This is a genomic window from Bhargavaea cecembensis, assembly GCF_001619585.1.
Lineage (GTDB): Bacteria > Bacillota > Bacilli > Bacillales_A > Planococcaceae > Bhargavaea > Bhargavaea cecembensis_A.
In genome coordinates this window covers 731,944-744,800 of sequence record NZ_LQNT01000009.1, presented here as the reverse complement: position 1 = coordinate 744,800, position 12,857 = coordinate 731,944, and the positions used below count along the sequence as shown (strand labels likewise).

Sequence of the window (12,857 nt, the reverse complement as noted above, 5' to 3'; positions counted from 1 at the left end):
GGTTCACTAAAAGAATTGTCAAACTGGGACCGTGAGTTGTATAGGTCATAAAAACAAATTTTCAGAAATTTAGTTTTTTCTTCTTTTCGTGTGATACTATTCTTGTTAATCACGATAAAGGAGGTTACTAGTTTCATATGGATTATGCGGTTCAGCCCGGGTATCCATCCGGCCGACGGTCGTGGCTTCTTATGTTTTTATGTTTAGTTTTAATCTTGCCGATGATGATGCCGGCTGACGAGGTTGCAGCTTCCGGGAATGTACGCGGGGTGGCACTCAAAAATCCCACGAATGTGTACTCGGATACATCAAGGGAATCTTCGATCTGGAAGTCTTATTCCGCCGGGCGCGTCCTCATCTATGAACCGTCTGCAACCGGTTGGCACAAAGCAACAGTCTATGTTGGCGGGAAAGCACGGGCGGGGTATATTCACTCTGCGGATGTTGAAGAAATTACAAATGAACAATCAGCACTTAAAGGACTTTCGGTCGCAGATCCTACCCGTGTCTATTCTTCCGCCTATCGGGGCAGTTCAACCCTGAAATCTTACGGGCAGGGCCGAGTCTTGCTTTATCGTACTTTCTCCGCCAATTGGTATGAGGCTACTGTATGGCTGAATGGCAAACAGCGGAAAGGGTATATCCATAAGGATGATGTCGAAACAGCATTCGAGACTCAGGAACGGATGAAAGGTGTCGCCCTTAAGGGACCGACGAATGTCTACCGATATGGTTCCCGGGGTTCTGTCTGGAAATCGTATTCTGAGGGTTCCATCCTCGTCTATGATACGTTTTCTCCAAACTGGCATGAGGCGTATGTATATGTGGGAGGCGTTAAAAGAAGGGGCTTCATACATATCAGTGACGTTGAGAATGCCGTGAAGGATCAAGTGACGCTTTCCGGAATCGGAACAGCCAGCCCGACGGGAGTCTATCCGAAGGCATCAACTTCTACGACCCCATTAAAGACTTATCCTGCAGGAAAAAAACTCACTTACCGTACGTTCACTAGCGGCTGGTATCAGGCGACTGTATACGTGGATGGCCGTGCGAGAACCGGTTATATTAAGACGGATCAGACGGAACAGTTGCTGGACCACACACAGAGTGCGGACGGCCGAACCCTCAGCGACTCCAGATTATATAAGCTCGCTTCTGACAAATCCAGTGTAATGGTGACGGTGCCCAAAGGCTATCCTGTTAAGTTGAAGACATATACGAAAAACTGGTTCCAGGCAACTGTCAACCTGAATGGAAGGACCTATAGCGGCTTCATTCGCGCTGAACAGATCACGACAAAGGACGTGGTGAAAACAAAATCTTACTCATACACGTTCGATAGTTTTGTGGATAAACAAGTGAAGGTGGACCCGAAGAGTGACGGTGCCGGAAAAGTTCCGGCTACGCGTGAACAAGTTGCCTATTATTCGAACCCTTCCAACTTCCCGGCAGGCACCGCTGCCTACTATCAATTCCTCAACCTGAAGTCTCCTGCCGGTCTGAGCGCAAGAGAAATCAATGCAAAGCTGCTTTCGGGTAAGGGGATTCTGGAAGGGGAAGGACAGGCGTTCGTAGATGCCAGCATATCCGCCGGCCTAAACGAAGCCTATCTGATTGCCCATACTCTTCACGAGACCGGAAACGGCACCTCTGTGCTGGCCAACGGGATCCCGGTAGACAACAAAGGGAATATTACGAGGGATGCGGCCGGTAAGATTACTGAAACTGCAGCGACGATTGGTAAAGTTTATAATATGTACGGCTATGGTGCGAGGGATGAATGCCCAATTGATTGCGGAGCGAAATACGCATTTGACCAAAATTGGTTTACCCCATCCGCTGCAATTATAGGCGGAGCGCAACAAGTCGGTGTGAATTACATTGCCAGGGGACAGGATACACTCTATAAAATGCGTTGGAATCCTGATGCACCGGCGACGCACCAGTATGCAACCCATGTCAGATGGGCTGAAATCCAGGCCAACAAAATCGCTCAAATCTATCAGGAGATGAGTAATTTCATCCTTGAGTTTGAAATCCCTAAATATCAAAATCAGCCTGGCGACTCAACACGCCCCGGTGATCCGAAAGAATTGACAGTGAAGTCATCAGCTTTCCCTGCAAACACCGAAGGAAAGACAACAGCCAATGTGAATATCAGGACGGAGCCAAGCACTGAAAAAGGGTCTGCCAGTGTGATCCGGACCGTCAGTGCGGGCACACGCGTCAGCGTTCTTGAAACAACCGGCGGCTGGTACAAAGTGAAGGCAGGTTCCGACACGGGATGGATGACCTCTGATTACGTCGAGCTTCTCAATCTGATTGAAGCAACGGTGACCTTGAACGTCCGACCGGATTCAAATACGGCACAGCCGAGAATCGGTCAATTTGCAGCCGGTACCCAGATCGCTGTCGCCCTTGAAGAGGGAGGCGCAATGATCCGTAGCAATGAATGGTATCAGGTGTATTACAACGGCAAGTTGGCATGGGTTAGCGGCGGACCGCAAGGCACTTCATATGTGAAGGTCATTAAGTAAATTTTAAATGGGGAGTCGTAAACCCAAAAGAGGCTGCACAGGATCATTCCTGCGCAGCCTCTTTGCTGTGTTTAAAGCTCTTTTATATACCAGGTATCCATCGTTCCGTGCTCGGATCCGTCCAGCGGCCTGTCCAGCTTCCGGAAGCCGAGCCGTTCATAGAGCCGGTTGGCCACCCTGAGTTTTGCCATCGTTTCCAGGTAGCAGTTCGCATAATGTTCCTTGGCAAAGCTGAGTGCAGCCTCCATCAGTTGTTTAGACAATCCCAGTCCCTGTGCTTCCGGTTTAACATATAGTTTCTGCAGCTCACAGACGCCATCATGATTCTCAAACGGTGCGATTCCGACGCCGCCCACGACTTCATCCCGTTCATCTGCAACTACCCAGTACTTCGCATTCGGCAACTGCCGGTAATAATCCGACAAACTGCTCAGTTGAGGATCGAAGTAGGCGGTGCCGGGTATATCCAGCTTGAATGACTCGAGCGAGCGCTTGATGATCTGCTCAATGGCCGGGTTGTCCTTTTCTTTGATTTCGCGGATATTCATTGGTTCATCCCTCATTTTCCTCGTCGTGTTTCCAATCTATCTCCTTCTTCGCCAACATGCAAGGCGGTTTCCGGTTCAGTTCTAATCCCGCCTCCGCATACTTACCTTATAAGAAAGACTTCCGGGAAAGGGGCGGGAGAAGTGAGGGTGGATGGCGTGTTCTCGGGAGGCGGGCTAAAGGGGCTCGCGCTGGTTGGCGCATATGAGGAGCTTGAGAAGCAAGGTCTGACGTTCCGGAGAATTGCAGGTACGAGCGCGGGATCAATCCTTGCCGCGTTCATTGCGGCCGGATTTACATCACGTGAAATCGCGGAGCTGCTTGCCGAACAGGATTTCAGTGAACTGCTTGATAAACGGGCTTCGCTTGTGCCGACGCGTTTGATGAAGTGGCTGAATCTGTACTGGCGTATGGGGCTTTACCAGGGGAAGGCGCTTGAGGATTGGTTCACGGAGAAGCTCCTTGAGAAGCAGGTGTATACGTTCGGTGACCTGGAACCGGGCAGGCTGAAGCTGGTTGCCTCGGATCTGACAAATGGCAAGATGCTCGTGCTGCCGGACGATCTGGAGAAGTATGGGATACCGGCAGAGACGTTTCCTATTGGCCGTGCGTTGCGGATGAGCTGCGGGATTCCGTACTTTTTCGAGCCGGTCAGGCTGTTTACTTCCGGCGGCGAGGCGATTGTCGTCGACGGCGGAGTTCTGAGCAACTTCCCGATGTGGATTTTTGACGATGAAAAAGGAAAGCGTGAACGTCCGGTCATCGGATTGAAACTGAGCCGCAGTCAGGAGGAGCGGCGGCCGCATCAGATTCATAATTCCCTTGACCTGTTTGAAGCGCTCTTCTCGACGATGAAAAACGCGCATGATGAGCGGTACATCTCGAAGGAACTTGCGCGTGATGTCGTATTCATCCCGATGGACGATGTGAAGGCGACCGACTTTGACATGGACCGTGAACAGATGGAGATTCTGATGGAACGGGGAAGGGACAGGACACGGCTGTTTCTCAAAACCTGGCGTCAGACATCCGGTCCGGGCAGGGCGTCCATACGGGTGGTGTAAAAGAACATATCCAACAAAGCCGGACCGCAACCACCATGCGGAACGGCTTATTCGTTTTGAAGCACAAATTTAGAAACTAGTTTGAAATGAATAAGGAATAAGTTTATACTCATAAATATTCATTTGTTAACATCGGAGAGGAGACAAAAGGGGAAATGGAAGAGGGTAATAAGAAAAAACGTTGGGAAATGCCTGATACATATGTAATTCTGTTCGCAGTTTTATTGTTGGCAGTGGTTTTGACTTATATCGTACCGGCCGGTTCATTCGAGCGGGAGACTGTGGAAGGCGTTGAGCGGGTCGTTTCGGGAACTTACAGCCAGACGGAAGGGAACCCTGCGGGCTTTATGGATCTTTTCCTGGCCCTGCAGCAGGGGATGGTCGAGTCGGGTGACCTGATCTTCCTGGTGCTGTTTGCGGGCGGGGCCTTTGAAGTCATTGAACGGAGCGGAGCCATCCGAGGAGGAATCCTACGCGCGGTCAACGTGACGAGAGGGAAGGAGTTCTGGCTCATTGCCATCATTTCCATCTTGTTCGCACTTGGCGGGGCAGTCGGCGCAGTCGCAAACTCGGTCATTCCGTTTGTCGCAATCGGACTGATTATCGCACGCGCTCTGAAGCTGGATGCGCTGGTCGCCGTTGCAATCACGTTCGGTGCGACGTTCGCCGGATTCAACGTCGGCTTCCTGAACCCCTATACAGTCGGGGTGGCACAGACGATTGCCGATGTCCCGCTGTTTTCGGGGATGGGGTTGAGGATCGTGGCATTTGTCCTGATCGTCGGGGTGACAATCTGGTATACATGGCGGTATGCAAAACGCGTTTTGGATGACCCGTCGAAAAGCCTGATCGGCGTCCTGGAGGATCAGAAGCAGGATGGGGCATTGGATGCACCTTTCACATCTAGACATAAATTGATCCTGTCGTTCGCAGGAGTCGCGATGGCGTTCTTCGTCTTTGCGACGATCAAGATGGGCTGGACGATCAATCATATGGCCGCATTCTTTATCTTCATCGGACTGGTTTCAGGAATCATTGCCGGGATGAACTATAATCAGTTGACCATGGCATTTATGGAAGGCTGCAAAAACCTTGTGTACGGTGCCCTGATCATCGGGGTGGCCAGGGCGATCCTGATCGTCATGGAGAATGCATACATACTGGACACCCTTGTCCATGCACTGTCGGTTCCGCTGGAAACACTGCCTCCGGTCATGGCCGCGCTCGGGATGTTCGCAGCGAATGGGGCCCTGAATTTCCTCGTGCCCTCCGGAAGCGGACAGGCCATGATTGCCATGCCGATCCTGACACCGCTTGCCGACATGCTGGGCATCACCCGCCAGGTCGCGGTCCAGGCATTTCAGTTCGGAGATGGGTTTACCAACAGTATCTTCCCGACTTCCGGACCGCTCATGGCCAGTCTGGCTGTCGCGGGTGTCGCCTGGGTCAAGTGGTTTAAATGGATGTTACCGCTGTTCGGCATCTGGGTTCTGATTGCCGTTGTCATGCTCAGTGGAGCTGTCCTCATGAACTGGGGGCCAATCTGAATAGCAGGAAAGAACATCAAAGCCGGACCGCCTCATCAGGCGGTCCGGCTTTATCTTTTAGTGCTGGCCTTTCTTTTTCCCTTTTAGCTCAATCCCTGCGGCGGATCCGCTGCGGCTGGAGTCCGCGACGCCGAGGAAGCTGCCAGTCTCATGGTCGATCTGGATGCTCTGGACATTGCCGATTGTGACCGGAGCTTGTCCGAATCGGTGGCCCATGCCGTTGAGATGAGCCCGTACATCCGCAGGGACGCCATCTTCATAGCGGTACGAAGTGAGGCTGTTCGTGTAGATGCGCGGCTCCTCGACGGCCGTTTTCAGGTCCATGTCATACTCGATGGCATACAGAATTGTCTGGAGCACCGAAGTGATGATGGTCGGGCCGCCCGGCGAGCCGACGGTGAGGACCGGTTTGCCGTCCTCGTAGACGATTGTCGGGGTCATCGAGCTGAGCGGGCGCTTGTACGGCTGGACTTCGTTGGCTCCGCCCGGAACCGCATCAAAGTCGGTGAGTTCGTTGTTCAGGACGATGCCGTAGCCCGGCACCATGATTCCCGAGCCGAAAAGCTGCTCGATTGTTGTCGTGTAAGAAACAACATTGCCGTACTTGTCTGCGACGGTAAAGTGGGTCGTCTCGCCGTATTGTGTGTTCTCCGGCTGGGAGACTGCAGCGGTCGCCGTGCCGCCGGTTTCATATTTCCAAGGGTCGCCTGCAGCAGGTGACTGATTCACCTTATCCAATGAGATCAGTGCACGCCGCTCTTCAATATAGCGGGGGTCCAGCAGGCCGTTCACCGGAACATCCACGAACTCCGGATCACCGGCATAAACTGCCCGGTCGGCATAGGCCAGGTGCATCGTCTCAGCAAGGAGGTGGTACTTCTCCCAAGCCTTCACGTCATACTGAGAAAGGTCAAAGCCATCCAGGATGCCGAGCATCTGGAGCAGGAACACCCCGCCGGAGCTTGGCGGCGGCATGCTGGCGATGTCGTAGCCTTTGTACTTGCCCCAAATCGGCTCATCGATCGTTACGTCGTATCGGGCGAGGTCATCCCGTGTCATCGAGCCACCGAATTCCTGCACGGTTTCGGCGATGGCATCGGCAATCGGCCCTTCATAGAAGGCATCCGTTCCCTTGGCGCGGATGATTTTCAGTGTGTTGGCGAGGTCATCCTGCACGAGCAGTTCACCCTCACCAAGCGGTTCGCCGTTTTCATCGAAGAACACTTCCTGTGCTGCGGAGCGCTTCAGTTTCTCTTCATTGTCCTCGATTGCATCTGCCAGGACCGGATCGATTGCGAAGCCGTGATCGGCGAGTTTGATTGCCGGACCGATCAGCGTCTCAAGCGGACGGGAACCCCACCGGTCAAGTGCTTCCTCAAGACCTTTCAGCGTGCCCGGCACACCGACGGATGTTCCGTGCATCACCCGTTCGGAAAACGGGACCGGCTTACCGTTCTCATCCAGGAACATATCCGGTGTTGCACCGCCCGGCGCACGTTCGCGGCTGTTCACGATTGTCGTATCGCCGGTCGCCCCGTCATGGACCATCATGAATCCGCCGCCCCCGATGCCGGACATCATTGGCTCGGTGACATTCAATGCGAATTGGATGGCCACTGCGGCATCAATCGCGTTACCGCCCTTTTTCAGTACATCCCGGCCGATCTCGGTTGCCAGCGGGTGGGCGGTCGCCACCATCCCGCCGTTCGCTTCCGCGACTTCCGGAAAGCTGTCGTAATCGATTTCCCCCTGCGGCTTTGCACTGGCCGTCACCGGGAAACTCCCGGCGATCAGGGTCATCCCCAGAACAAATGCCGGCCATTTCTTCTTCAGCACTACTAACCCCTCCCCCTAAACTAAAATTGGTCGTTCTCATCCACTATAGAAAAGGGAGAAGGGACCTGCAATTAGATATCAGAAAATTGAATCATCCGTCATGCGGCCGGTATGCCTTTCTGAAGCTTTCGTCCCTGCCGGCAGGGGGACAATGAACCAAGGAACAAGAAATAAAATGGCAAGAGAAAAAGAAGGAGAGCTTTACATTTCGGGACATCCGATTCAGGCGGTTCCCTCTAAAGGGCTGTCTCATCATTGGTCAATCGGTAAAGATGTCATTTAATTCAAATAATTCTTGTGGTACGATGAAGGGACCAAGACGAAAGGGGGAGGAGCGGAATGTCGGAGCAGGAACTGATCATGACCAAGCTGTTTGCTCCGGTGCCACCGTCATCCTATATGCCGCGGGCCGGGCTGAACCGCGCATTCCGGCGGGGACTGGATGCGCAAACGATGATTGTCCACAGCGGGGCGGGATACGGGAAAAGCTCGGGGCTGGCCAGGTTTTTTGCGGACCATCCGATCCGGTATTCCTGGTACACGGTCTCTGCCGAGGACGATGATCTGCTTCCTTTCCTGCGGCATCTGTTCCGAAGCATCCAGCTGGCCAACCCGGCATTTGACCCTGAAGCGGCATTTGGCGGCAACGAGCCTGCGCCGGGCAGGGCTGTGGCCGGCATTCCGGGAGCGTTCGTCAATGAGCTGATGAAGATCCGGGAACCGTTCGCTATCGTCATCGATGACTTCCACCATGTCGACCATGTGTTTGAAATTGACTTCTTCATGGAGAAAGTGCTGGAGTTTCTCCCTCCACAGATCCGGATTGTCGTTGCCTCCCGGATGAAACCAAAATGGTCGGTTCTGCCGAGGCTCAAGCTGTCCGGACGTCTTTACGAAGTGGGAGAGGAGATATTCCGTTTCTCGCGGGATGAGATCGAAGTATATTTTGAAGATTACTTCGGTCGCAGGCTCGATGCAGCGGTGGCGGACCAAATCCTGACGCTTACGGAAGGGTGGGCAATTGCCGTCCGGCTCATGGCGGATCAGATCAGGGACGGGCAGGAGCGGGAGGAGCCTGTCCTGAAACCGGCTCTGGCCGATCTGTTTTCCTATCTGTCCGAGGATGTTTTCAATTGGATGCCGGCCGATGATCAGGAGGCTCTCCTGGAATTCAGTATCTTCCCCGCATTTTCGGATTCACTCGTCCGGGCGTTTTACGGAAAGGCGCGGGCGGAGAAGTTGGAACAGCTGTCAGGCCGTCATGTTTTCATCCAGCCGCTCGGTTCCGGTTCGTATCGGTTCCACGCACTGTTCCAGCAGTTCCTGGAGGAGAAATGGGATGATATCCGGCCGGGCAGGTTTGAAGAACTGCAGAAAAAAGCGGCCCATTTCTGTGCGGATCGCGGTGAAACGACACAGGCGCTGAACCATGCTGAAAAGTCGGGAGATCCGATTTTCTTCGCGCGCTTTCTTGACGCTCATGCCCACGAAGTGGTGAAGGAAGGAAAATTCGATTGGCTGCTGGACAGGCTAAAAAACCTGCCCGGCCAGGTGAAGGAGGCGTGGTACGGCCTTTATTACCATGAGGGGGAATGCTTCCGGTACCGCGCGTTTTACGAAAAGGCAAAGCAGTCGTATATGCGCTGCGCCGCGCTGGCTGACCAAGAAGGTGACCGTCTCATGGTGAGCCGGGCCCACGCGGGAATCGCGCATATTTATCTGGACACCATTCAACCGGGCCGTGCTGAACCATATCTCCGCAAAGCCATCGTGGAAGCAGAGAGCGGGGAAGGGACGGACCAGAAGGTGATGTCCCGGCTGAAGAGGCAATATGCGGAGAACCTCGTCAACCTCGGCAGAGCGGCTGAAGCAGATCGCTGGGCGGCCGAAGCGCGGCTCGATGCAGAGGTACTGTCGGAAGGGAATCTGGATGTCCGGATTTTCCTCCGGCGGGGGCTTCTCGATGAAGCGCTCCAACTTCTGGAGCGCCGCTCAGGCAATACCATTCATCTTCCGGACTCCCACCGGGAAACTGATCTGCTCCTTTCCTTCATCTACTCACTGAATGGAGAGGCGACACGGGCGAAGGAGGCCGCCGGCAAGGGAATACGGGGCGGGCAGTCGGCATTTGTCGGTGCGGTGGCCCGGATCCGGAAAGGGCATGCAGAATTTTTGGAGGATCCGTACGACCTCCGCACCCCGGAGCGGCTGTATCTCGATGCAATTGGAATCATGGAAGAGCTGAACGTCACCCGCGGAACAGCCGAAGCCTATCTGGGGCTGGCAATCCTCAGAGCTGCGGAAGGACGGTTTGACGAGGCGCTTTCCTGTGCAGAAAAGGGGCTTGCGGAAACCGGATCGGTCGATGACCAGTGGCTTTCGGCTGTCATCCTAACGGGCATCTCAGTGATCCGTGCCCGCATGGAAGCGTGGGAAAAGTCCCGGGAGGCGGCAGAAAAGGCCCGTTCGCTGTTTATGAGGAGCGGGGATTCGTTCGGCAGGATGGCAACGGCATTCTGGCTGGCGCACGCGGCATACCATGCCGGGGATGATGTACGGTTCCTCCCGGCATTTGAGGAGTTTGGAAGTCTGCTGACCGGTCATGGCTACGACTTTTTCATCCGGAGCAGGACGCTGATGGCTCCGATCGGAATGGAAGCCGTCCGGGCGATGATTGTCCATGCCCGGGAATCGGGAGTTTCGGAGAGTGCGGTACGGCTTGCGGAAATCATCGGGGCCGAGACCGGTGTCAGGTACCCTGCCTACAGTCTGTTTGTCCGGCTCTCAGGTCCATTCATCCTTTATAGGGATGGCAGGGAAGTGCCGGACAGGGAGTGGAAAAGGGATAAATCGAAGGAACTTCTGGCTTATCTGTGCCTGAACCGGGACCGGTATATCCCGAAGGAGGAACTTCTCCAGGCGCTTTGGCCGGAAGCGGATGAGAAGTCGGCGGACCGGGACTTTAAGGTCGCGCTGAATGCCCTTCTGAAAGTATTGGAACCGGAACGGAATGCGCGGGAGGAGCCTTTCTTCATCAGCCGCCGCAAGACGATGTACCGGCTCAACCCCGAAAGCAGGCTGGTGACGGACGCCGAGCTGTTCAGGAAATATGCAGAATCGGGCATCCGGGAGAGGCGGGCGGAAGACGCCAAAGAAAAACTGCAAAAAGCGCTAAACCGGTACGGCGGTACCTTGTTCGCGGAAAAACCGGCGACAGACTGGATCCGCACAGAACGGGAAGCTCATGCCCGTCTTCAGATGAACGTGATGGAACGGATGGCGCAGACATGCACCCGGCTCGAGGAATATGATGAGGTGATCAAATGGGCCGAAAAACTTCTGGAAGCCGACGAAACGCGAGAAGAGGCCTATCGCCTGCTGATTTACGCCAACTACCGGCTGGGAAGGCGCTTCCGGGCCATCCGATGGTACGAAACGTGCCGCGACATCTTCGACCGTGAACTCGGCATTGAACCGATGGAATCGACCATCCGAATGTACGAAATGGTCCTTGAAGCAACCGAGGCGGCAGAGGAATTTATACAGGAAAGCTGAAGGTCATCAACGAGACTATCGAAAGCCTGAGGAGTATTAAATTGCTGGAAAGAGCCGTCACTCACAAATATGTGAGTGACGGCTCTTTCTATGGAATTTATATTTTGGCCTAGTAGTGCGTGGGTGACTCTTGCAGTTTCGTCATTCGCTGAAATTCCGGCCGCGAATGACGAAATCGGAAGTGTGAATGACGAAATCGGAAGTGTGAATGACGAAATTGAGCCCATGAATGACGAAACCGGAAGGGTGAATGTTTTGAGCACAGACGCCAGACTTCGTACTGGCGGAGGTGCTGCTCAATGCTCCGCAACGCTGGCGCTTATGCTCGCAGAAGATCGTCCGCTTCGCTTTTGAGCGCAGCAGCAGCAGCCAATCTTTGTATTGGCTGGTGCTCCGCAACGCTACGCTTTTGCTCGCAGACGCCAGTCTCCGTACTGGAGTTGCAACTCATTTGCAACTCTTCCGAACTATGATAGAGACAGTTCAGAAAGCGTTTACAAAACAGCAGAGGAGGAGTGCAAGTTGAAGAGAGTTACAGGTTTGCTCAGTCTCGCTTTTGTCCTGGTGTTTTCAGCGGCCTGTTCGGACAGCGGGGCCGATGAAGTGGAAGGAAGCGGCAGCGATGAAACAATCAAGGTGGGTGTCCTGGCCTCATTGACCGGTGCACTCGAATCGTACGGCAAGCAGACACAGCGGGGGTTTGACCTTGGTCTGGAATATGCGACCGACGGATCGATGGAAGTGAATGGCAAGAAAATTGAAGTGGTCTACGAAGATACGGAAACAAAACCGGAAGTGGCGGTCCAGAAGGCAACCAAGCTTCTTGAAGAAGACGGCGTGGACTTCCTTGTCGGCTCATCCAGCTCCGGTGACACGCTGGCGGTTCTGCCGCTTGCAGAAGAATACGAGAAAATCATGATCGTCGAACCGGCGGTCGCTGACAGCATCACCGGTTCCGAATTCAACAAGTACCTGTTCCGTACCGCACGGAATTCTTCGCAGGATGCGGTGGCCGGAGCGGCTTCGATCGCTGGTGAAGGTGTGAAAATCGCGACATTCGCACCGGACTATTCATTCGGATGGGACGGGGTGGAGGCATTCAAGAACGCTGCCGAAGACCTCGGCGCGGAGATCGTTCTTGAAGAATATGCAGATCCTGCAGCAACCGATTTCACGGCGAACCTCCAGAAGATCATCGAGTCGGATCCGGACTACCTGTTCGTCGTCTGGGCGGGAGCCAACTCCCCGTGGAACCAGATTGCGGATATGAAGCTTCAGGAAAAAGGAATCAAGATTTCTACAGGTGCTCCGGATATCCCCGCACTGTCTGTCATGGAACCGCTTGTCGGCATGGAAGGGTTCTCGGTCTACTACCACACCCTGCCTGACAATGAAGTAAACGACTGGCTCGTAAAGGAACATACGGACCGGTTTGACGGAGAAGTTCCGGACCTGTTCACGCCGGGCGGCATGTCGGCTGCGATCGCCATCGTCGAAGCGCTGAAGCAGACCGAAGGCGAGGCGGATGCAGACCAGCTGATTGAGGTCATGGAAGGCATGTCCTTCGAGACGCCTAAGGGCACGATGACGTTCCGTGAAGAAGATCACCAGGCGATGCAATCACTCTATGCAATCAAACTGGAAGAGCAGGAAGGCGTTCCGTATCCGGTGCCGGTGCTGATCCGGGAACTGTCGCCTGAGGAGACTGAGCCTCCAATCATGAACTGATCGGATGAAAAGCAAGACGGAAAGACAGACGGCAATGCCGTCCC

8 protein-coding genes are annotated in these 12,857 nt (G+C 54.2%); 6 read left to right on the top strand and 2 right to left on the bottom strand.

Annotation, left to right across the window (positions count from 1 at the left end; genetic code table 11):
* The first annotated feature begins 269 nt into the window (after positions 1 to 269).
* Positions 270 to 2,537, top strand: coding sequence for an SH3 domain-containing protein (locus AV656_RS07290; RefSeq protein ID WP_197462217.1), 2,268 nt, complete (start codon positions 270 to 272; stop codon positions 2,535 to 2,537).
* A gap of 71 nt (positions 2,538 to 2,608) precedes the next feature.
* On the opposite strand, the gene AV656_RS07285 is transcribed toward AV656_RS07290, so the two are convergent.
* The gene (locus tag AV656_RS07285) at positions 2,609 to 3,085 is read right to left on the bottom strand and encodes a GNAT family N-acetyltransferase (protein WP_063180345.1); all 477 of its coding nucleotides are present in this window, start codon (positions 3,083 to 3,085) and stop codon (positions 2,609 to 2,611) included.
* Positions 3,086 to 3,226: 141 nt separating this feature from the next.
* Here AV656_RS07285 and AV656_RS07280 point away from each other — a divergent pair, with 141 nt between their 5' ends.
* Together AV656_RS07280 and AV656_RS07275 are read left to right on the top strand one after the other, a co-directional pair.
* Entirely contained in the window at positions 3,227 to 4,147 is a 921-nt protein-coding gene (locus tag AV656_RS07280) for a patatin-like phospholipase family protein (RefSeq protein WP_063180342.1), read from the top strand.
* A 155-nt stretch (positions 4,148 to 4,302) separates the two neighbouring features.
* Positions 4,303 to 5,694, top strand: a complete 1,392-nt coding sequence (locus AV656_RS07275) for a YfcC family protein (RefSeq protein ID WP_063180339.1) — start codon at positions 4,303 to 4,305, stop codon at positions 5,692 to 5,694.
* A 57-nt stretch (positions 5,695 to 5,751) separates the two neighbouring features.
* Here the strand turns inward: AV656_RS07275 and ggt are convergent, their stop codons facing one another.
* Complete coding sequence (ggt, locus tag AV656_RS07270) at positions 5,752 to 7,494, bottom strand: gamma-glutamyltransferase (RefSeq protein WP_063181304.1); 1,743 nt, start codon at positions 7,492 to 7,494, stop codon at positions 5,752 to 5,754.
* Between the two features lie 187 nt (positions 7,495 to 7,681).
* On the opposite strand from ggt, the gene AV656_RS16675 reads away from it, so the two are divergent.
* The 3 genes from AV656_RS16675 (at position 7,682) to AV656_RS07255 (ending at position 12,813) form a co-directional block, all read left to right on the top strand.
* The gene (locus AV656_RS16675; protein WP_269447381.1) at positions 7,682 to 7,813 is read left to right on the top strand and encodes a hypothetical protein; all 132 of its coding nucleotides are present in this window, start codon (positions 7,682 to 7,684) and stop codon (positions 7,811 to 7,813) included.
* A gap of 56 nt (positions 7,814 to 7,869) precedes the next feature.
* Positions 7,870 to 11,085 carry a BTAD domain-containing putative transcriptional regulator gene (locus AV656_RS07265; RefSeq protein ID WP_063180336.1) on the top strand — a complete coding sequence of 1,072 codons (3,216 nt, stop codon included), beginning with the start codon at positions 7,870 to 7,872 and terminating at the stop codon, positions 11,083 to 11,085.
* 522 nt (positions 11,086 to 11,607) lie between these two features.
* Positions 11,608 to 12,813, top strand: coding sequence for a substrate-binding domain-containing protein (locus AV656_RS07255; protein ID WP_063180330.1), 1,206 nt, complete (start codon positions 11,608 to 11,610; stop codon positions 12,811 to 12,813).
* The last annotated feature ends 44 nt before the right edge of the window (positions 12,814 to 12,857 follow it).